The following is a 21,509-nucleotide window of genomic DNA, read 5'->3' on the forward strand; positions in this document are numbered from 1 at the left end:
TCCGACGAGCGAGTCGCTAAGGACACATCATGGACATTGTTGTCAACGGCCGTCAACTGACCATCTCCGACAGCTTTCGAGCCCACATCGAGGACAAGATCGCCAAGGTCGAGCAGCTTGCCCCTCGCGCTCAGCGTGTCGAAGTGCATGTCACTCACGAGAAGAACTCCCGCCAGCCCGAGACGAGTGAGCGGGTCGAGCTCACGGTTGTGGCGAAGGGACCGGCAATTCGGGCAGAGGCCATGGCAAGCGACAAATATGCGGCACTCGATCTGGCATGGGCGAAGCTCGTCGAACGACTGAGGCGAGCGAGAGACCGGCACAAGGTGCCCCGGTCGGGACATCACCGCAAGGAATCCACCGCCGAGGTGCTGGCGAAGATGCCGGTGGCCGAACCGATGGTTCCCGATGCGAACGCCGACGACGCGAAGTCTGCAGCGGACCACAGCGTCGACCAGACGAACGGCCGCATCAAGGCCGAAGGCGATTCGCCGGTGGTTCTGCGAGAGAAGACCTTCACCGCCTCACCCATCGGCATCGAAGAGGCGTTGAACAGAATGGAACTCGTCGGACACGACTTCTACCTGTTCATCGACGAAGAGTCGAGCAAGCCGTCCGTCGTCTATCGCCGTAAGGGCTGGAGCTACGGAGTCATCGCCCTCGACCACGACCTCGAAGAAGCCATCGACTGACCAATTACTACCTGACGGCGGCCCAGCAACCTCGCGCGAGGTTGCTGGGCCGCCGTCAGGTAGCAATTGGGGTATAGCGTTGGGGTATGCAGAGGATGACACGTGCCGCGGCCCGCAGGACGGCGATCGCGGCAACGGGACTGGACCGACCGCGACCGGTGAAGGTCACCGCCCGACACCTCAAGAAGGTCTTCGCCACCCTGGGACTGACCCAGATCGACTCAGTCGCCCGAGTCGTCCGATCCCACTATCTGCCCTTCTACTCTCGTCTGGGTCCCTACCCGCGGGAGACCCTCGACCGCCTCTTCTACTCTTCTCCGCGCATGGGCGTCGAGTACTGGGCACACGCCGCGGCCTTCGTGCCGCCGCAGACATGGAAGCACTTCGCCCGCGCCCACAGCGAATGGTGGCGCAACGACTTCGGACAGCGCCACCCGGAGACCGGGGAGGAGTTCCGAAACCTCCAGACTCGCGTCCTCACCGCCCTGTCCACCCGGCCGATGACGGCACGTGAAGTCGCCGAGGTGGTCGACCACGATCTGCCGGAGATCCACCGCGGACATTGGGGCTGGAATCCCAGCCAGGTGAAAGTCGCTCTCGAAGCGCTGTTCGCCGGTGGAGTCATCAGCGCCTCGGGACGCAACGACCACTTCGAACGCATCTATGCCCTGGCCCGTGACGTCTCACCCCAGCTGCCGCAGCTGCCATTGAATTACGGGCCGCCGGAGGATCCTCGGCTGGGGCTGGACCCGAATGCGGAGCTTCCACGCGGAATATCCGGGGTCGAAAACAATGTCTACGAACTCACCCGTATCGCGGCACGTGCCCTGGGGATCTCCCGGTCCGAGGACATCGCCGACTACTTTCGGCAGCGGCGGGCACCGACCGACGCCGCCATCACCGAACTCGTCGCCTCAGGCGAGCTGCGCGAAGTCGACGTGGAAGGTGTACCCGCCTTGAAATGGCATGAGGCTCGGACCCCGCGCATCGTGAATGCCCGAGCGTTGCTGGCGCCGTTCGACCCCTTGGTCTTCTACCGGCCGCGCATCGAATGGCTCTTCGACTTCCACTACCGCATCGAGATCTACACCCCGGCGGCCAAGCGTGTGCACGGCTACTACGTCACTCCGTTCCTCCTCGGTGATCGCCTCGTCGGGCGAGTCGACCTGCACAGGGATCGGGCGGCGGGCATCCTGCGTGCTCACCAGGTGACATGGGAGCCGGGGGAGGAGCACATCACCGAGCTGACGGACGAGCTCATGACGATGGCTGCGTGGCTGGGCCTGACCGCCGTGGACCTCGAAGGTACTCACCTGCCATTAAGCTAGGGGCTATACAGTCGTTCGAGTCGTTGTCCGGCAGACATGCCGATTAGGAGAAAAGTGGCTAATTTCCTCGAGAAGCTTCTGCGCACAGGTGAAGGCAGAACTCTGAAGAAGCTCCGCCGATACACGGATGCCATCAATCAGCTGTCCGATGAGTTCAGCGAGATGACGGACACCGAACTGCGGGAGGAAACCGGCCGGTTCAAGGAGCGCTACAAGGACGGCGAGAGCCTCGACTCCCTGCTTCCCGAAGCCTTCGCCACCGTTCGTGAGGCATCGAGCCGGACCCTGGGTCTGCGGCACTTCGACGTCCAGCTCATGGGCGGCGCCGCTCTGCACCTGGGCAACATCGCCGAGATGAAGACCGGTGAGGGCAAGACTCTCGTCGCCACGGCCCCGGCCTACCTCAACGCGCTCACCGGCGATCCGGTCCACATCATCACGGTCAACGACTACCTGGCTACCTACCAGTCCGAACTGATGGGCCGCGTATTCCGCTTTCTCGGCATGGAGACCGGCTGCATCCAGGCGAATATGCCCTCGGACCTGCGCCGCAAGCAGTACGCCGCAGACATCACATACGGCACGAACAACGAGTTCGGCTTCGACTACCTGCGCGACAACATGGCCTGGTCCGCGGACGAGCTCGTCCAGCGCGGTCATGCCTTCGCCATCGTCGACGAGGTCGACTCGATCCTCATCGACGAGGCGCGCACCCCGCTCATCATCTCGGGTCCTGCCGAAGGCGATGCGAACCGCTGGTACGGCGAATTCGCCAAGGTCGTCAAGCGCCTGAAGACCGATCGCGACTACGAAGTCGATGAGAAGAAGCGCACCGTCGGCGTCCTCGAACCCGGAATCGAACGCGTCGAGGACTACCTGGGCATCGGCAACCTGTACGATGCGGAGAATACCCCGCTCATCAGCTTCCTCAACAACGCCATCCGCGCCAAGGAGCTGTTCAAGAAAGACAAGGACTACGTCGTCCTCGACGGCGAAGTCCTCATCGTCGACGAGCACACGGGGCGTGTGCTCAAGGGCCGCCGCTACAACGAGGGCCTGCACCAGGCCATCGAGGCGAAGGAAGGGGTGAAGGTTCAGGCAGAGAACCAGACCCTGGCGACGATCACTCTGCAGAACTTCTTCCGCCTCTACGAAAAGCTCTCGGGAATGACCGGTACGGCCGAGACCGAAGCCGCGGAGTTCATGTCGACCTACAAGCTCGGTGTCGTCCCGATTCCGACGAACAAGCCGATGCAGCGTGTCGACCAGTCCGACTTCGTCTATAAGAACGAGGTCGCGAAGTTCGACGCCGTCGTCGACGATATCGTCGAACGCCACGAGACCGGACAGCCCGTCCTCGTCGGCACGACGAGCGTCGAGAAGAGCGAATACCTGTCGAAGCATCTAGCCAAACGCGGCGTCAAGCATGAGGTCCTCAACGCGAAGAACCACGCCCGTGAGGCGTCGATCGTGGCGATGGCCGGACGCAAGAACGCCGTCACTGTGGCCACGAACATGGCCGGACGCGGTACCGACATCATGCTCGGCGGAAACGCCGAGTTTCTCGCGGTCGCGGAAATGGAACGTCGAGGCCTCGACCCTGCCGAGAACGAGGATCAGTACGAGTCCGAATGGCCGGAGGTGCTCAAGGCCGCCGAAGACAAGGTCAAGGAAGAGGCCGAAGAGGTCGTCGAGCTCGGAGGACTCTATGTGCTCGGCACCGAACGCCACGAATCCCGTCGCATCGACAATCAGCTGCGCGGACGCTCCGGCCGCCAGGGAGACCCCGGCGAATCCCGGTTCTACCTGTCTTTGACCGATGATCTCATGCGGCTCTTCGGTTCGGGGGCTGCCGAACGGATCATGGCCACAGCGAACGTGCCCGATGATGTGCCGCTGGAATCGAAGATGGTCTCCCGTGCCATCCTCTCGGCCCAGTCGCAGATCGAGCAGCGCAATGCCGAGCAGCGCAAGAACGTGCTCAAATACGATGATGTGCTCAACCGTCAGCGCACTGTGATCTACGATGAGCGCCGCCGTGTGCTCGACGGCGCCGACCTCGAAGATCAGGTCGCGAACTTCCGTGAAGAGGTCATCGACGCCTATGTCGCCCAGGCGACGACGGGACCGGTCGAGGAATGGCAGGTCGACGAGCTCTTCGAGGCTCTCGGAAAGATCTACTCACCGTCGATCACCCCCGACGACCTCGCCGAGGAACTCGGTGGCCTCGGCAACCTGACGAAGAACCGCCTCAATCAGGAGATCCAGTCCGACATCGCACTGTTCTACTCCCAGCGCGAAGAGGAACTCGGAGAGGATGCCACCCGCGAACTCGAACGCCGCGTGGTGCTCTCTGTCATCGACAAGCGCTGGCGTGAGCACCTCTACGAGATGGACTACCTCAAGAACGGCATCGGACTGCGGGCGATGGCCCAGCGCGATCCGCTGGTGGAATACCAGCGCGAGGGCTTCGAGATGTTCACTACCATGCAGGACGGGATCAAGGAGGACGTCGTTCGCCTGACCAATACTCTGCAGGTTCAGGTGACCTCATCGGCCGGTTCCGATGGTGACGAACCCGAGGTCGAGGTCGACGCTGAGGAGCTGCGTCACAAGACTCCCAAGATGCAGCTGTCGGCGCCGTCCGAGGGTGGTTCCGCCTCGGTTTCCGAATCCGAAGACGAAGACGAGCCGGCTCCGGTCAATCGCGCCGAACGTCGCGCGAAGAAGAAGGCCAAGAGCTGACTCCGAGCCGACAGCGGCTCACATCGTCTGCAGCGCAGTCAGCGTCCACCGGGTAGTGAGCAGTTCCAAGCGGACTGCCACCGCCCGGACGCGATTTGCGGCGGCCACGATGACTGTGACCTCGGCGATCTCAGGGCTGATCTGGCAGACGTGCGCCGTTCCCGGCCTCACCGTCCGTGTTCCGGGCACGGTCGCCCTGTGGGGTGCCACCTCGGCGCGCAGCTGACAGCGGTGGTCGATCTTCGCCAGCAGCTCCGGTTGGACCCATCGGGCGATCGTCTCGCTGCGTCTGACGCCGGAGAGGACTTCGAGGCAGGCTACCGCCAACGAGGTGGCCGTGGCCGCGATCCGCGCCCGGTCGTCCGCGATTTCCAGGCCCCGGACCTGCCCGCTGACCCGGCGATTCTGCGATTCCGTGGACGACGCTGCGACCTCTCGCCGAGGCGGTGCCGACGCCTGCGGCCGAGTGAGGGTGAGTGGGGCGGTCATTTCTGAATCTCCAATCTCTGACCTGCGATGATGAGGCTCGGATCGGGTCCGATGGTGTCCTCATTGGCGGCATAGACGTGCGCGACGAGCTGGGGGATCTCTTCTGGGGTCTCGGCCAGATCGGCAGCTATCGACCACAGGCTTTCCCCTTGAGCCACAACATGTGTGGCGGTTTCAGGATCCGTAGGCTCGGCTGCAGAGTCACTGTCGCCTGGCTCATTCGGCTCCCTGCTGTGGTCGGATTCGCCTGACCGGTCGGATTCGCCGGGCCCCTCCATCGGCCCGTTCGACGGCCGGTCGGTCGGTGGTGCTGAAGGCGCTCTGTCTGCGGGCGGTTCTGTGGGCCAGCCGGGATCGGGCGGGCGGACTCGGTCGGGTGGCTCGGATTCCTTACGCGGCTTGGAACCGTCTGGCGGCTGCTCATCCTGAGACCGTCCCGCATCGTCGGATGGGTCCGCAGAGCTCTGATCATCGTCGATCGTCGGCCAGCCGGGGTCGGCAGGGGCGGACGGAGTATGCGCAGACGGCGCAGCGACGGAAGGAGCCTGTGCGGACGATGCGGGGTCAGGGCCGGGACCAGCGAGCGGTGCTGCTTGAGCGGAGTGGACCACGAGGCCGGCAGAGACGATGGCAAGAACACTCGACGCGAGTATCCGGGGCATTGCCTTGACGACCAATCCGGCAAGCGCCGACCGGAAACGGCCGGTGGGAAGGACCTGCAGCAGCAGGGCCAGCAGAGAGATGAGTCCGATCCGTGCGAACAGGAACGATCCGGTGCCGATGATGACGATGACGACGACGTCGCTGGTCGTCCACGGCTGAGGAAGCCGCTCCCACGCAGCGGCGAACGAACCGAGCAGGACCAGCCACGAACTCGCACATGCGATCAAGAGATACATCTAGACATCCTCCATTGGATATTGAACATAATGATGCCGTTAGATGTTATTTGGTGTCAATGGGTCAGCTCTAACTACATGACTGTAGTTCGGTGCGTCTTCATTTCAAGTCTTGAAAGTGGACTACAGCTGGGGCAGGCTTGGCGATTATGGACGATCGGATCGATGCACTACTGGCGGATATCGAAGCCGCCGACGCGGCAGCGCAGGCGCACGTCAGGAGAGGCGAATTCGGTGACGAGGTGTCCGGTCAGGCGGCCGAGAGGACTCTGCTCGAACGGATGCGCGGGGCGCTGGGATCGACGGTGCAGGTGACGATGCCGGATCGGGATATCACGGGGACGGCGTGCTTCCTCGGTCGGAACATCATCGTCCTCGCCGGCGTCGAAGTCTCCGTCATTGCAATCAGGGCTGTCCGCGGATTCAGGCTGACCACGAGAGTGCATCGATTCGACGCTGGCGGGCTGGAGAGATTGGGCCTGGGATCGGCGCTGCGCCGCTGGTCAGCCGCCTATGAAGAGGTGTCGATCGATGTCGCGGACCGTGCGGGCAACATTCGGGGGCGATGCGCGCTCGTTGCTTCCGACTATGTCGAAATCGCTGGCAGGATCATTCCCTTCGCGGCGATCAACGCCGTCCACGCCCGGACGAATCCCTTCGGATGACTCGTCCATGATGGAGATCAGAGCCGAAGCGAGTGGGTCAGTCCTCGATAGAACCGGTCTTGATCTGGTACTCGGTGCGCTCGTACATGCGCTGGATATACGCTTCGATCTCGGACTTCTCGACACGCCACTGGCCGCGCCCTCCGACTTTGATGGCGCGGAGATCGCCGGAGCGGACCAGGGCCCGAGCCTGTGCGATCGAGACATTGAGCAGCTCGGCCACATCGGTCAGCGGCAGGAAGCGACTTTCGACGGCCATGAGGTGTCTTCTCCCATTCCAAATGTCCATCTGCCACCAGATGTCCATCTGCTTGTTGGTGCATTTGGCCAAAAACCTTGCTTTGGCATCATTTGATGCCCAATATTATCACTGAGAAGCAGTTTCTGTCAGCGAAACTTCTGCGAATCTGGAGATGCAATGGAGCTCTCGAAAAGAATCCGACGCCCCCGCTGGACCGATGCGCGCCTCCTCGTCGGTGCGATGCTCGTCGTCCTCGCGGTCGTCGGAACCTACCTGCTCGTCACCTCGGCGAACTCGACCACCCGGGTCTGGGCGAGCGCACGCGCACTCGTCCCCGGTGAGATCCTCGAACCGGCCGACCTCACAGTGGCCGAGGTCAATCTCGCCGATCTCGGCAGGAAGTATCTCTCTGCCGATTCCGAGCTGCCGACGAATACGAGCGTGCGCAGCGTCGTGGCGGCAGGCGAACTGCTGGCTGCCTCGGCGGTGGCGCCAGTGTCAGAACTCGAGGGGCGAGTCGTAGCCATCGACATCGCCGGCTCAGTCCCGAGCGTCGTCGACTCGGGCAGCCTCGTCGACGTCTGGGCCCAGCCGGAGCAGAACGGGCTCGACGATGACGGCTCACCGCCGGAGCAGATCGTCGATTCGGCCCCGGTCGCTCATATCAATCGAGATGTAGGCAGCTTCGGGGCAGGTGACGGCGCCCGCATCGAAGTGTTCGTCGGCTCGGTGGACCTGCCCGGCGTGCTTGCCGCACTCGACGGACGCAGTGTGCTCTCCGTGGTCGGTGCCCCGTCCGTTCCTGCCGATGAAAGCGAGCAGTGATGACGCAGGTCCTGCTGGCGGTCGACTTCGAATACGACCTCATCCTCTTCGAGCTGCTCAGCGAGATCGACGACGTCACGATCGTCGCCCGCCCCGCCGACGAGGTGGAGCTGCTGGCACACTGCCGCACCGGCGGAGCCGATGTCGTCATCATCGGCCGCTACTTTCCCGGCCTCGACGCGGAGGTGGTTGCCGCGATCACGGCCTCCGGTGCGAAGGTGCTCGGATTCGGCGACGACGCGCACGCCCTCGAAGCAGTCGGCATCAGCGCCGTCGTCGCAACGGACGCCGACCCGACGACGATGGCCGCGGCGATCGACGACCTCCGTGCCTCCACCGTGGTCCCGCCGCGTCCGATGTCGCCGCCGGGGCCGGTCGGGGGAGCGGGAATGATCATCACGGTCTGGGGGACCGGTTCGTCGCCCGGACGCACTCTCACTGCCGTCAACCTCGCTGATCAGGCCTCCCGTCAGGGCAAGCGCAGCGTCGTCGTCGACGCTGACACGGTTTCCGGCATGGTCGCGTCCACCCTCGGGCTGACAGAGGAATCTTCGCATCTGGCCAGCCTCTGCCGGTCGCAGTCTGACCCGGCGGGGCGATTCGGCGCGCATGCGGTGCCGCATGCATCGATCGGTGAGAGCTTCCATGCGGTGACCGGGCTGACTCGGCCCGAGCGGTGGCCGGAGATCCGCGCCTCCGTCCTCGAGGCTGTGCTCAAACGCCTGGCCAAGGTCTACGACGTCGTCATCGTCGACGTCAGCGACCGCATCGATCCCGATGACGAGCTCGCCGACCCCTTCTACGACCGGCACTGCGCCACCCGTGCCGCGCTCGAGGCCGCCGATATCGTGCTCGTCCTCGCAGCAGGGGAGCCGATCGGCCTACAGCGACTGGTCAAACTCCTCGGCACACCACGGGCCGAGGCGGTGCGCGAGAAGATGCGGCTGGTGATCACGAAGGTGCGCCCGAGTGCGGTCGGCCATCCCGCTGAGACACGGATCAGTGAAGTCCTCGACCGATTCGCCCGGATCACTCCGGACTTCATTCTCAGAGATGACCGGCCCACGGCCGATGCGGCGATGCTCGCCGGCCACACCCTGCACGAGCAGAATCCCCGGTCCGTCCTCGTCGGGGACCTCGCGGCGATGATCGACGAGCTGCTGCCGGGTCGCCGCCGTTCCCGCAGATCCGTCGGAGGCCGTGACCGTCGCGGCGCCGGCCGCCGCGGACGCCCGCAGAAAGTCAGGGTGAGCCAGGGGAGCGGACCACAGGACTAGGATGAGGGGCATGGCCATTCGCTGCTACATTCCCACCACCCTGACCGCGCTGCGTTCGACGCTGACCGACGTCCGCGCCGTCGCCCCCGACGCTCAGGGGCGCCGTCTGCGCGGTGAGGAGTTCGAATCCGCTGAATTCGACGCCATGTGCATCGCCGCGGCACTGGCCGCGAACGCAGTGTTCGCTCCTGCTGAAGCCGAGACCGGCACCGAGGCGGCTCCCGAGCGGCGTGTCATCGTGGCCTATGACGCCCCAGAGTCCAGCCCGGCCGCGCCGCTGACCGAAGGCTTCGAGCTCATCACCCTTGCCGATGTCGACATGGTCCGGATTGCGAGCTTCCACCTCGACGAGGACGCCGTCTGGGATGAGGCGGTGCAGCTGGCCGAGGACACGGACTCCAGTGCAGCCGAGGACCACCTCGGCGCTTCCGATCTGCTGTGGTACGACTCTTCCGAACTGGAACAGCTGCTCGGCGACCAGGCCTGAACCGACGCCGGCCCCGGGATCAGGCGGATTCGAAGCGGCGCAGCCGGTCGCTCAGGCGCTTCTCCAGGATCGGGACCACAGCCTGTTCGATCATTGCGCCGAACATCGGGATCGACGAGCTGATCTCGGCATGAGCGGCCAGCTTCGTCACTGACTCGGCCTCGCGCAGTTCGAGGACCGCATCGATCTCGACGGGGACGCCTGCGGCGCGTGCGGACATGCGGATCTCGGCATCATCACCGAGGACATCCCCGGGAATCATGTACACCTCGACCAGCACGGTGTTGTCGGGAAGCCGAGAGGCCAGAGCCGATGGAAGCTCGGCCTTGGGCATCGGGGTCCGCACGGTCATCTCCGTGTCGGGGTCGATGTATTCGGCACTGGCCTCGGAACCGAGCTTCTCCCACACGCCGGGGTCGGCGAGTTTGGCCAAGAATGTCGACAGATCAACCGAATATTCATGATTGAGAGTCAGAGATCGCATAGCTCCAGTTTGCCAGCGAATGAACGGTACTTCACCGTAGGCCGCTCGGCGTGCCTTTCTCGATATTTGGGCATAGTGTGGGGAATGACGATTCGGCGTCGAATCGCGTGACGAATGCTCGTTGATCATAGAGGTGAAACAGTGACTCAGGTCTCAATTTCGAACGTTGCAGAAGAGTGGAGAAAGCAGAGGGGGCAATCGGCTCCCGACAACTTCCTCGATGCGTACTATCCGCGGTTCGAAACAGGGGCGACCGATCCCGAGGCCTACGCGGCCGCGGCGGCCCGTCACTTCGCGCTCGGCACCGAATACGACGGTGAGCGTCCGGCGATCGCGATCTACAATCCGAGCGTCGACTCGCCGGAATTCAGCGACAACCACACGGTCATCGCCATCGTGCTCGCCGATATGCCCCATCTCGTGTCCTCGATCGTCAGCGACCTCGCTGCCAACGGCAGGGCGATCCGCCGCGTGCACCACCCGATCATCACAGTCACCGGCAACGGCCCGGACGAGAAGATCCTCTCCCCGGCAGAGGCCCCCACGCTCAGTGCGGACACGGCGAGCATTCCGACGGTCTCCGAAGATCCTGCCGACAGCGAAGACGGCGCCCCACAGCAGCAGTCCTGGATCCGCCTCGAGATCGACCGCATCTCCGAAAGCGACTTCGATGCACTCGAAGAACGGCTGCGCGGGGTCCTCGACTACGTGGCCGCGGCAGCGCGCGATGCCCAGGCGATGGCCGCGAAGGCCAAAGACATCGCCGCCGAGCTGAGCGCACACGCGCCGCGCCCGGAGCTGGCCTCAGAAGCCGAATCCGCCGCCGCCCTGCTCACCTGGCTCGACGGACACTTCACCTTCCTCGGCTACCGCGAATACGACTACACCCACGACGCCGAACACAGCAGCCTCGAACCGATCGAGGACACCTCGATGGGCATCTCCGCACTGCGCCCCCTCGTGAAGTCACCGCTCAGCCGGGCGGTCGCCGACAAAGCGCTCGAACCGCATGTGCTGGTGCTGACGAAGGCGAACTCCCGCTCCCGCGTCATCCGATCCTCATTCATGGACTACATCGGCGTGAAGACCTTCGATGCCGACGGTGAGATCGTCGGCGAGCGGCGCTTCGTCGGAGTGTTCAAACCCGAGTTCTACAACGACAGCGTCCTCAACATCCCGGTCATCGACAGGAAGGTCGCGAAGATCCTCTCGGCCAGCGGATTCCCCACCGGATCCCACTCGGCCAATGAACTTCTCGGCGTCCTTGAGAACTATCCCCGCGAGGACCTGCTCCACGAGGGCACCGAGGAGATCTATGACGTCGTCATGGAGATCGTCGACATGCAGGAGCGTCGTGAGTCCCGCGTGTTCGTCCGCACCGACCCCTACCAGCGCTTCGTCTCCGTCATCCTCTACCTCCCGCGCGACCTCTACAACACCGACGCTCGAGTGCGCGTGCAGGAAGTGCTGCGCAAGTTCTACAACGCCGACAGCGTCGACTTCGATGTGCTGCTGAGTGAATCCGCGCTGGCCCGCATCCACTTCGTGGCCCGCGTCGCCCGTGACTGCGAACTGCCGCAGATCGGCGCCGACGAGGTCGAGGCACGCATCGTCGGGGCCGTTCGCTCCTGGTCCGAAGACGTCCACGCGTTCCTCGTCCCCGCCGAGACCGGCGATTCCGGCGCCTCGCATGCCCGGGCCGACCTGTGGTCGAAGGCGTTCCCTCCCAGCTACGGCGAGCACCACACCCCCGCCGAGGCGGTCGCCGATGTCGGTCGGTTCGAAGCCCTCGACGCCGGTCACGGTCCGGCGGTGCGCCTCTACCGTCCCGAACAGAACACCGACGCCTCTGTGCGCCTCGTCCTCTATCGTCGTGACCGGGTCAGCCTGTCCGAGGTCCTGCCCTTCCTCACGGCCTTCGGCGCCGACGTCGTCGACGAACGACCCCACGAACTCGACCTCGCCGACGGTTCACATCGTTACATCTACGACTTCGGACTCAGCTTCTCGGAAGAGCTGGCCGATGACGACTACGACCGCATCGCCGAGGCCTTCATGGCCGGTTGGGACGGCAAGAAGGAAGCTGGGGTCTTCGACCGCCTCGTCGTCGCCGGACTCTCCTGGCAGCATGTGACGATCATCCGCGCACTGGGCAAGTACCTGCGCCAGGCGGGCTTCACCTATTCCGACGCCTATGTCGGTGAGGTCTACAGCGACAACCCGCAGATCTCGAAGCTGCTCGTCGACTACTTCTCCGCCAAGTTCGATCCCGACGTCGACGACGCCGGACGCGAAGCGACGATGACCGAGATCGACGACGCGATCGAAGCCGCCCTCAGCGAAGTGGCCAGCCTCGACGCCGACCGTGTGCTGCGCTCCTCGCTGGAACTGCTGCGGGCGACCCTGCGCACGAACTACTACATCGACGAATCCGGTGCTCTGCCCACCGCCCTGGTGCTCAAGATCCGGCCCGACGAGCTCAGCTTCGTGCCGAAGCCGAAGCCGGCTCTGGAGATGTGGGTGTATTCCCCGCAGGTCGAGGGCGTGCACCTGCGTTTCGGCACCGTCGCCCGCGGAGGGCTGCGGTGGTCGGATCGTCGCGATGACTTCCGCACTGAAGTCCTCGGTCTCGTCAAGGCCCAGATGGTCAAGAACGCGCTCATCGTGCCCACCGGGGCGAAGGGCGGCTTCTTCCCCAAGCAGCTGCCGCCGATGAGCGATCGGGACGCGTGGATGGCCGCCGGTCAGGCCGCCTACGAGGTGTTCATCGAAACCATGCTCGAGGTTGCGGACAACCTCACCTACGGCAGCGACGACTCCAGCGTCGTCGTCCACCCCGACCGTGTCGTCCGCCACGATGGAGACGACTACTATCTCGTCGTCGCCGCCGACAAGGGCACGGCACGGTTCTCCGATGTGGCCAACGCGATCGCCGAACGACGCGGATTCTGGCTCGGCGACGCCTTCGCATCCGGCGGATCGGTCGGCTACGACCACAAGGCGATGGCCATCACCTCCCGGGGCGCGTGGAAATCCGTCGAACGCCACTTCCGCGAACTCGGACTCAACACCGCCGCCGAGGACTTCACCGTCGTGGGCATCGGCGATATGAGCGGTGACGTCTTCGGCAACGGCATGCTGCGCAGCGAGCACATCCGCCTCGTCGCGGCATTCGACCACCGGGACATCTTCCTCGATCCGAACCCCGACGCCGCCCGCAGCTTCGTCGAACGCCAACGCCTCTTCGACCTGCCGCGTTCGAGCTGGCAGGACTACGACAGGGACCTCATCTCCTCAGGAGGCGGAGTCTTCTCCCGGTCGGCGAAGTCGATCGACCTCAGCCCCGAAGCCGCCTCGGTGCTCGGAGTCGAACCCGGAAAGCGCAGCCCCGCCGACCTCATGTCGGAGATCCTCAAGGCACCGGTCGACCTCGTCTACAACGGCGGTATCGGCACCTATATCAAGGCCTCGAGCGAGAGCCACGCCGACGTCGGCGATAAGTCCAACGATGCCATCCGCATCGACGGCGCCGATGTGCGGGCGCGGGTGATCGGCGAGGGCGGCAATCTCGGTGTGACACAGCTGGGACGTGTCGAGGCCGCCCTGGGCGGCGTCGAGGTCAACACCGACGCCGTCGACAACTCGGCCGGCGTCGACAGCTCCGACCACGAGGTCAACATCAAGCTGCTCCTGCGTACGCTCTTGCACAAGGGAGCCTTCGCCGCGGAAGAACGGGAGGCGGTCCTGCACTCGTTCACCGACCAGGTCGCCGACCGGGTGCTGGCGAACAACTACTCGCAGAACGTCGTCCTCGGCGAGGCTCGGGCCCAGACCGAATCGATGTCGGGCACCTATGGCCGGCTGCTGGGCTATCTGGAGAAGAACGCCGATCTCGACCGGGCGGTCGAATTCCTGCCCAACGCCGATGAGCTCGCCAAACGCGAGTTCAGCTACTACGTGTCGCCTGAACTGGCCGTGCTGCTGGCCTATGTGAAGATGCACGCCGCCGATGAGGTCCTTGCCAGCACCGTGCCGGACGAGACGTGGATGCGGCGCGAACTCGTGTCCTACTTCCCGGATGCTCTGCAGGAGAAATACGGCGAACTCATCCCCGAACACCCGCTGCACCGGGAGATCGCGACGGCGAAGCTCGTCAACCGGCTCGTCGACCGCGGCGGACTGACCTACATCTACCGGATGTTGGAAGAGACACCGGCGTCGGTGCCGCAGATCGCACGCGTGTTCGTCGTGGTCTCGGAGATCTTCGGACTCGATGACTTCTTCGACGCAGTGTGCGCACTCGACAACCAGGTGCCGACCGAGGTGCAGGTGAAACTCCAGCACGACTATGTGCGTGTCCTCGATCGTTCCTCGCGCTGGCTCGTGCAGCAGGCGCCGGACAGCCTCGACGTCGATTCCGGCATCGAGATGTACGGAAAGGTCGTCGAAGCACTGCGCTCCCGGGTCCCGGACCTCGTCGACGGCTACGATGCCGAGACCATGCAGGCGAAGGCGCAGAGCTACATCGACGAAGGCGTGCCGAGCGAACTCGCGTGGCGCTCCGCCGCCCTGCTCGACGAGTTCGTGCTGCTCGACATCACCCAGCTGGCAGCTCGGGCGAACGAATCCGCCGAGGATGTCGCAGAGGTCTACTACGCCGTGAACGAACGCTTCTCCGGTTCGCAGATCCTCACCCTCATCGGAGAGCTCGATCGCAGCGACCGGTGGTCTGCGCTGGCCCGCGGATCCATGCGTGACGACTACTACGCCGCGATCCTGTCGGTGACCGGCACGGTTCTGGCCGCCACGGATTCGCCGATCTCCGGAACCCCGGACGAACGGGCGAAGCAGCGCCTGGCCGAATGGCTCGAACGCAACGAGACTGTCGTGGGACGGGTGCTGGAGACGACGGAGACGATCCTCGGTCTCGATTCCGTCACCCAGGCGCCGCTGTCTGTGCTGCTGCGCTCACTGCGGTCGATGGTCCGCTCCTCGGCCTGGGAGAGCGAACACAACGGCTGAGGCCGATTGCGGTCGCGGTCGACACCATGGTCGCCCGCGACCGGCCGGACACTCCTGATCGGTTCGACAGCGGTGACCGGCAGGTTGACCACGATCGGCAGGTCAGTTGGGATCGTGCGGACACAGTCGCCTCGGTGGGTCCGAACACCGACCGATTAAGTGGTAGCGTCTGAACATCGACATCTCAGCAGATCCGCGCAACGCGGGTCTGCTGATCTCACCTTGGAGGAACGTATGGTGCTCAACGAACTGCTGGCGGCCGAGGGCATCACGGATGAGTCAGACGTCGAACACATCCATCTGCTCGTCGGCGACTGGCAGCTGTTGGCCGACCTCTCCTTCGCCGATCTCGTGCTGTGGGTGCCGTCGCCCAACGGTGCCTACACGGTCCTGGCTCATGCCCGATCGACGACCGGGGCGACATTGTTCAACCGGGATCTGATCGGAGCGCGTGCGACCGGTCTGGAGAAAGAGCTGCTTGACCGGGCCAGCAGCACCCGCAGCTCTGTCTCCCACGTTGCCGCGGCCCGAGAGATGGGAATCAGCGCCGGATCCTCTGACGTCGACATCCTCGCCGAGGCGGTGCCGATCATCCGCAGCGGCGAGGCCATCGCGCTCGTCGTCCGGTATTCGGAGGAGGTCCGACGCAGAGGTTCGTCTCGCCTGGAGAAGTACTACCGGGAAACGGCGATGGCTCTGATGCGGATGATCGTGCAGGGAACGTTCCCCGATCGCGATGCCCCGTCCGGGGCCCGGCACGGCGAACCGCGAGTCGGCGACGGCATCTTCATCCTCGACCGCGATTCGCATGTGCAGTATGCCTCCCCGAACGCCGTATCGCTCATGCACCGGCTCGGCTACGGAGGAGAGATCGAAGGCAGCTATCTCTCCGAGGTGGTCTCGAACCTCAGTGCAGAGCTGCGTCAGGTCGATGAGACCCTCCCACTGGTGCTCACCGGGCGTGCCCCGTGGCGGACCGAACTCGAAGTCGGGCGCACGAGTGTGTCACTGCGCGCGATTCCGCTGACGGACGAGGGCGAGAGGGTCGGTGCGATCGTCCTCGCCCGTGACGTCTCCGAGATCCGCCGCCGCAAGCGCGAGCTGCTCTCCCGCGACGCGATGATCAAGGAGATGCACCACAGGGTGAAGAACAATCTGCAGACCGTGTCCGCTCTGCTGCGGCTGCAGACCCGCCGCATCGACAGCCCCGAGGCCAAGGGGGCGCTGACCGAGGCGATGCGCCGGGTCTCGATCATCGCCGTGGTCCACGATGTGCTCAGTCAAGGCGTCGAATCCGAAGTGGACTTCGACGAAGTCGTCGACAAGGGACTGCGTCTGACTCCCGAGCTGACCAGCCCGCTGGTGCATATCGAACTCAAACGGTGCGGAAGCTTCGGAACCATCTCCTCCGCCGATGCCACCTCTCTGGCCCTGGCCATCACGGAGCTGATCACGAACGCGATCGAACACGGATTCCCCACCGAGAACCTCGAGAGCCTGGAACCGGGGGAGACGCTCAACGGCCATGTGTGGGTGACCCCGGAACGCAACGGCGATCACCTGAGCGTGACGATCGCCGATGACGGCATCGGGTTGGGAGAGACGCAGAATCCGGGCAATGGTCTGGGCACGCAGATCGTGCGCACGCTGGTCTCGGCCGACCTGGCAGGTTCGATCCAATGGCAGGCGCGCGAAGGCGGCGGAACAGTTGCCGTCCTCGACGTTCCGCTGCGCCCGGACTCCTACGACTGAGCGAGGCCCGTCGGACCGACCCGCAGAGCTGCCACGCTCCGGTGTCGGTCGACATTCGGCCGGACGCTCGTGCGCGCACACGACTGAGTCCCTTGTTCCGACGACGATCTTTCGCCGTCGGGACAAGGGACTCAGTCTTCGGTGCAGGTGTGGCTGGTGATTCAGTTATGGCTTCGGCAGTCCGGGGGAACCGCCTTCTCAATGGCCGGCGACTCAGCCGGCGCGGCGGGCGCGAGCGGCACGACGCTTGAGAGCGCGGCGCTCGTCCTCGCTCAGACCGCCCCAGACTCCGGCATCCTGACCGGATTCGAGGGCCCACTGCAGGCAGGTCTCTGCGACTTCACAACGGCGACAGACAGTCTTTGCTTCCTCAATCTGGAGCAGCGCGGGTCCGGTGTTGCCGATCGGGAAGAAGAGCTCCGGATCCTCATTGAGGCATGCTGCACGGTGTCGCCAATCCATGGTGACCTTTCGACGAATTCAGTGAACGCGGTTGGCTACGCCCGAATTCCGGGCGCGCAACTCTCACAGTCAAGGTTCACATAACGCAATTGGGCGCACAAGGGTCCGGCAGTGTGAAATTTCTGACAAGAATTTTCCCCATTGTCCTGCTATGAGGGCGATCGCGCAAATCGGTCCGCGATTCGTCTTTTCGGGCCTGTCTGAGCGTCTCCGCCTAGACTGTCAGGCACATGCAGACAGCAGGTGAATGCACATAGACATCACGTGAACCAATGGAGGACTCATGACCAACGATCTCGCCAGCCCACGCATCGTCTCCGTCGGCGGACACACACCTCAGATCGATCCGGAGGCGTTCGTCGCAGCCGGTGCCACTCTCGTCGGCGACGTGCACGTGAAGAAGGGCGCCAGCGTCTTCTACGGCTGTGTTCTGCGCGCCGAAGCCGCCCCGATCACGATCGGTGAGGACTCGAACGTACAGGACAACACCGTCATGCACACCGACGCCGGCAAACCCGTCGTCATCGGCGCCCGCGTCTCCATCGGCCACCAAGCGCTCGTCCACGGTGCCGTGGTCGATGACGATGTGCTCATCGGAATGCACTCCACAGTGCTCAACGACGCCCATATCGGCAGCGAGTCCCTCGTCGCCGCGGGCGCCGTCGTCCTCGAAGGCACGCAGATCCCCGCACGGTCGCTCGTCGCCGGTGTGCCCGCGAAGGTGCGCCGGGAGATGACCGATGAAGGAGTGGAGAAGGTCCGGCAGAACGCCCAGTCCTATGTGCGTCTGTCGACCCTGCACAAGGACACCGCCGAGGTGGTCGACCCGAACTGATCGGACCGTAACCGGACCGATTGCGGACCGGCCCAGGCCTGATCTCCACCAGATCCCAAAGGAACCATTCGGTCGATCCCCAGGGGGCCGTTCGCCAGCATCGTGGCGATTTGAGACAATCAGTATGTGAACACTGAATTTGATTCCACTGCAGATCGCGTCGTCATCATCGGCGGCGGCCCCGGCGGCTACGAAGCCGCGCTCGTCGCGGCTCAGCTCGGTGCCGATGTCATGCTCATCGAGCAGAATCGGTGCGGTGGTTCCGCCGTGCTCACCGACGTCGTGCCGTCGAAGTCGCTCATCGCCACCGCGGAGATGATGGACGAGATCGAGCGCTCCGACGGGCTCGGAATCCGGATCGAGAACTCCGAGGACACCGAGGCCGTTGCGCGCCGAGTCACCGCCGACCTCGAAGCGGTCAACAAGCGCATCCTCTCCCTCGCCGACGCTCAGGCCAACGACATCTACGAGGGCCTCATTCGGGCCGGTGTCAAAGCCATCCAGGGCAAGGCGACTCTGGCCGGTCGCGACCAGGTCCATGTCGTCGAATCCGGCGGCACCGAGTACACCCTCGAGGCCTCGACGATCCTGCTCTCGGTCGGCGCCCACCCGCGTGAGCTGCCCACTGCGCAGCCTGACGGTGAGCGCATCCTCACCTGGACTCAGCTGTACGACCTCGACGAACTGCCCGAGCACCTCATCGTCGTCGGTTCCGGTGTCACCGGTGCCGAGTTCGCTTCGGCTTATCGGGCACTGGGCACCGAGGTGACCCTCGTGTCCTCGCGTGAGAAGGTCCTGCCCGGCCAGGACGAGGACGCAGCCGATGTGCTCGAATTCGTCTTCCGCAACAAGGGCATGAATGTCCTCTCCCGCTCCCGCGCCGCCTCGGTGACTCGCACCGACGACGGAGTCGAAGTCGTGCTCGCCGATGGTCGCCGTGTCGAAGGATCCCACTGCCTCATGGCCGTCGGTTCGATTCCGAACACCGAAGGTCTCGGCCTGGAGAAGGCCGGTGTCCGGGTCAGCGAATCCGGACACATCGTCGTCGACGGCGTTTCGCGGACCTCGCGGGCCGGAATCTACGCGGCCGGTGACTGCACCGGTGTGCTGCCGCTGGCCTCGGTGGCAGCGATGCAGGGGCGGATCGCCATGAACCACGCGCTCGGCGACGCCGTGCAGCCTCTCAAATTGCGCAATGTCGCATCGAACGTGTTCACCGCACCCGAGATCGCCACCGTCGGCTTCACTCAGCAGAACTACCGCGAGAACCCGACGGACATCGACACCGTGATGCTGCCGCTGGACACGAACCCGCGCGCCAAGATGCTCGGCATCGAGGACGGCTTCGTCAAGATCTTCGCTCGGCGCGGATCCGGCTCCATCCTCGGCGGAGTCGTCGTCGGTCCCCGAGCCAGTGAGCTCATTCTGCCGATCACCATGGCAGTGGAGAACCGGCTGACCGTCGATCAGCTCTCCGCCTCCTTCGTCGTCTACCCCTCGGTGAGCGGTTCGCTGACCGAAGCGGCACGGAAGCTCCACCGTCACCTCTGAATCGTCGATCCGACGATCGCAGGAAAGTTTTTCTCCGCAGCTGTCGATCCGGTCGCTCCTCGACCGTCATCATGGTGTCAGGCCGCCCGGCATGACATGAGGAACGACGAAGGAGAACGACATGAAATACGCACTTCTGCTCATGGGACGCACACAGGATCCTGACTGCGGTGAGGACGGCGGAGCGGACCCTGAAGAATTCATGGCATTCGACAAGGAGATCAGCGAGGCGGGGATCGTCGTCGGCGGCTTCGCCCTCGAAGGACCCGAACTCGGGGTCCGGGTGAGCGGATCCGGAGGCGAATCGCTTGTCACCTCGGGCCCGTTCGCTGAATCGAACGAGTTCGTCGGCGGCAGCTACGTCATCGACGTCGCCGATATCGACGAGGCGATCGCCTGGGCGAAGAAGAGCCCCGCAGCCAAGGCCGGACACATCGAGATCCGTCCGGTGGCCGACTACTGATGGACCCCGACCCCGATGCGGCCGCCCGCGTCCTCAGCGCCATCGGCGAGGAGGACTACGGGCGGCTGCTCGCGGCGCTGGTCACCCGGTTCCGTGACTTCGACCTCGCCGAGGAGGCCCTCCACGATGCCGTGCTGCGCGCGGTCGAGACGTGGTCGGGCAGGGGAGTGCCCGAACGCCCTCAGGCGTGGCTGATGGCCACGGCGAAGAACCGCGCCATCGATCTCATCCGCTCCGATGAGGCGCGCACCCGGCATCTCGCCCGCCTGCGCATCGAGGACGAGCTGCGACCAGGTGACCACGACGATCACGCGGAGCGCCTCGGCGAGGAGATGGATGCCGCGGATCTGCCCGACGAGCGCCTCGGCTTGTTCTTCACCTGCTCCCACCCGACCCTGCGCGAGGACGAACGCATCGTGCTCATCCTGCGCTTCCTCTCGGGGCTGACCACCGCCGAGGTGGCCGCCGGGTTCCTCATCGAGACCGCGACGATGCAACAGCGGATCGTCCGTGCCAAACAGCGGATCCTCAAGACCGGGATTCCCTTCGGCCGCCCAGCGCCCGATGAACTCGGCAACCGGCTGCCCGGAGTGCTGCGCGTCCTCTATCTCATCTTCACTCAGGGCATCAACGCCACTGTAGGACCCGAACATACTCGAGTCGATCTGCAGCACGAAGCCATCCGGCTGACCCGACTGCTCGTCGGATACCTGCCCGAGCAGACCGAAGCCCGTGGCCTGCTGGCTCTGCTTCTGCTCACACGGGCACGTGAGACCGCCCGTGTGACGCCGGATGGCCGGCCGGTGCCGCTGGCCGAGCAGGACCGCAGCCTGTGGGACTCACGCCTCATCGCCGAAGGGACCGGACTCGTCGACGTGGCCGCCGGCGAACCGGGAGCCGGGGCATTCACCATCCAGGCGGCGATCGCCGCCCTTCACGCCGACGCCGCGCGATTCGCCGACACGGACTGGAAGCAGATCCTCGTGCTCTATCGGATGCTGTCCGGCCTCGATCCGTCGCCGGTCGTCGCTCTCAACACCGCGATCGCCCTCGGGCAGGTCTCGGGTCCCGAAGCGGCCATGAGCACACTCGATGAACTGGCCCACGATCCGCAGCTGCTGCGTTACCGGCCCTTCCACATCGCACGGGCGATCACCCTCGATGAACTCGGTCGTACGGCGGAGGCCGAGGACGCCTATGCCGCGGGTCTGGAATGTCCCGGCAACGATGCCGAATCCGAATACATCACTGCCCGGATCACCGATCTTCGACGGTGATCCGGGCAGGGACTT

18 protein-coding genes are annotated in these 21,509 nt (G+C 64.6%); 13 read left to right on the forward strand and 5 right to left on the reverse strand.

The features are described 5' to 3' along the window. Positions 1-29: 29 nt before the first annotated feature. The 3 genes from hpf (at position 30) to secA (ending at position 4,765) form a co-directional block, all read left to right on the forward strand. Positions 30-692: a ribosome hibernation-promoting factor, HPF/YfiA family gene (gene hpf, locus AC239G_RS07365; protein ID WP_139470306.1), complete on the forward strand. Its 663-nt coding sequence runs from the start codon at positions 30-32 to the stop codon at positions 690-692. Between the two features lie 86 nt (positions 693-778). Further along, positions 779-2,020, forward strand: a complete 1,242-nt coding sequence (locus AC239G_RS07370) for a winged helix-turn-helix domain-containing protein (protein WP_259356631.1) — start codon at positions 779-781, stop codon at positions 2,018-2,020. A gap of 54 nt (positions 2,021-2,074) precedes the next feature. Next, complete coding sequence (secA, locus tag AC239G_RS07375; protein ID WP_139907480.1) at positions 2,075-4,765, forward strand: preprotein translocase subunit SecA; 2,691 nt, start codon at positions 2,075-2,077, stop codon at positions 4,763-4,765. An 18-nt stretch (positions 4,766-4,783) separates the two neighbouring features. Here the strand turns inward: secA and AC239G_RS07380 are convergent, their stop codons facing one another. Further along, positions 4,784-5,254 carry an Rv3235 family protein gene (locus AC239G_RS07380; protein WP_139466776.1) on the reverse strand — a complete coding sequence of 157 codons (471 nt, stop codon included), beginning with the start codon at positions 5,252-5,254 and terminating at the stop codon, positions 4,784-4,786. Further along, positions 5,251-6,153 carry a hypothetical protein gene (locus AC239G_RS07385; protein ID WP_487490028.1) on the reverse strand — a complete coding sequence of 301 codons (903 nt, stop codon included), beginning with the start codon at positions 6,151-6,153 and terminating at the stop codon, positions 5,251-5,253. The genes AC239G_RS07380 and AC239G_RS07385 overlap by 4 nt, the downstream gene beginning before the upstream one ends. Before the next feature lie 149 nt (positions 6,154-6,302). Here AC239G_RS07385 and AC239G_RS07390 point away from each other — a divergent pair, with 149 nt between their 5' ends. Continuing rightward, complete coding sequence (locus AC239G_RS07390) at positions 6,303-6,818, forward strand: hypothetical protein (protein WP_181270381.1); 516 nt, start codon at positions 6,303-6,305, stop codon at positions 6,816-6,818. Positions 6,819-6,855: 37 nt separating this feature from the next. Here AC239G_RS07390 and AC239G_RS07395 read toward each other — a convergent pair whose 3' ends face one another. Beyond that, entirely contained in the window at positions 6,856-7,077 is a 222-nt protein-coding gene (locus tag AC239G_RS07395) for a helix-turn-helix domain-containing protein (protein ID WP_025780784.1), read from the reverse strand. A 159-nt stretch (positions 7,078-7,236) separates the two neighbouring features. Between AC239G_RS07395 and AC239G_RS07400 the strand changes: the two genes are divergently transcribed. Genes AC239G_RS07400 through AC239G_RS07410 form a run of 3 tightly spaced genes read left to right on the forward strand, consistent with a single transcriptional unit; the run spans position 7,237 to position 9,648 of the window. Beyond that, positions 7,237-7,884, forward strand: a complete 648-nt coding sequence (locus AC239G_RS07400) for an SAF domain-containing protein (RefSeq protein WP_181270382.1) — start codon at positions 7,237-7,239, stop codon at positions 7,882-7,884. After that, entirely contained in the window at positions 7,884-9,161 is a 1,278-nt protein-coding gene (locus tag AC239G_RS07405) for a CpaE/TadZ family protein (RefSeq protein ID WP_181270383.1), read from the forward strand. Before AC239G_RS07400 ends, AC239G_RS07405 begins: the two co-directional genes overlap by 1 nt. A 10-nt stretch (positions 9,162-9,171) precedes the next feature. Further along, the gene (locus AC239G_RS07410) at positions 9,172-9,648 is read left to right on the forward strand and encodes a DUF6912 family protein (RefSeq protein ID WP_139466789.1); all 477 of its coding nucleotides are present in this window, start codon (positions 9,172-9,174) and stop codon (positions 9,646-9,648) included. A 19-nt stretch (positions 9,649-9,667) separates the two neighbouring features. On the opposite strand, the gene AC239G_RS07415 is transcribed toward AC239G_RS07410, so the two are convergent. Next, positions 9,668-10,132: a DUF2505 domain-containing protein gene (locus AC239G_RS07415; protein WP_139466790.1), complete on the reverse strand. Its 465-nt coding sequence runs from the start codon at positions 10,130-10,132 to the stop codon at positions 9,668-9,670. 141 nt (positions 10,133-10,273) lie between these two features. Here AC239G_RS07415 and AC239G_RS07420 point away from each other — a divergent pair, with 141 nt between their 5' ends. Both AC239G_RS07420 and AC239G_RS07425 read left to right on the forward strand, forming a co-directional pair. Next, positions 10,274-15,154: an NAD-glutamate dehydrogenase gene (locus AC239G_RS07420; protein ID WP_248283826.1), complete on the forward strand. Its 4,881-nt coding sequence runs from the start codon at positions 10,274-10,276 to the stop codon at positions 15,152-15,154. Between the two features lie 234 nt (positions 15,155-15,388). Continuing rightward, a complete protein-coding gene (locus tag AC239G_RS07425; protein WP_216656708.1) occupies positions 15,389-16,906 on the forward strand; it encodes a sensor histidine kinase in 1,518 nt (505 codons plus the stop codon). 213 nt (positions 16,907-17,119) lie between these two features. Here AC239G_RS07425 and AC239G_RS07430 read toward each other — a convergent pair whose 3' ends face one another. Next, positions 17,120-17,368, reverse strand: coding sequence for a WhiB family transcriptional regulator (locus tag AC239G_RS07430; RefSeq protein WP_009374875.1), 249 nt, complete (start codon positions 17,366-17,368; stop codon positions 17,120-17,122). A 283-nt stretch (positions 17,369-17,651) separates the two neighbouring features. Here AC239G_RS07430 and AC239G_RS07435 point away from each other — a divergent pair, with 283 nt between their 5' ends. From AC239G_RS07435 to AC239G_RS07450, 4 genes are all read left to right on the forward strand, one after another. Next, the gene (locus tag AC239G_RS07435) at positions 17,652-18,203 is read left to right on the forward strand and encodes a gamma carbonic anhydrase family protein (RefSeq protein ID WP_139466793.1); all 552 of its coding nucleotides are present in this window, start codon (positions 17,652-17,654) and stop codon (positions 18,201-18,203) included. Between the two features lie 126 nt (positions 18,204-18,329). Further along, positions 18,330-19,754, forward strand: a complete 1,425-nt coding sequence (locus AC239G_RS07440; protein WP_139466795.1) for an NAD(P)H-quinone dehydrogenase — start codon at positions 18,330-18,332, stop codon at positions 19,752-19,754. A 121-nt stretch (positions 19,755-19,875) separates the two neighbouring features. Continuing rightward, positions 19,876-20,217 carry a YciI family protein gene (locus AC239G_RS07445; protein WP_139907488.1) on the forward strand — a complete coding sequence of 114 codons (342 nt, stop codon included), beginning with the start codon at positions 19,876-19,878 and terminating at the stop codon, positions 20,215-20,217. Beyond that, on the forward strand, positions 20,217-21,494 hold the full coding sequence (locus tag AC239G_RS07450) for an RNA polymerase sigma factor (protein ID WP_487490029.1): 1,278 nt from the start codon (positions 20,217-20,219) through the stop codon (positions 21,492-21,494). Before AC239G_RS07445 ends, AC239G_RS07450 begins: the two co-directional genes overlap by 1 nt. Positions 21,495-21,509: the final 15 nt, after the last annotated feature.

The sequence above is a fragment of the Brevibacterium sp. Lmc1 genome (assembly GCF_057654315.1).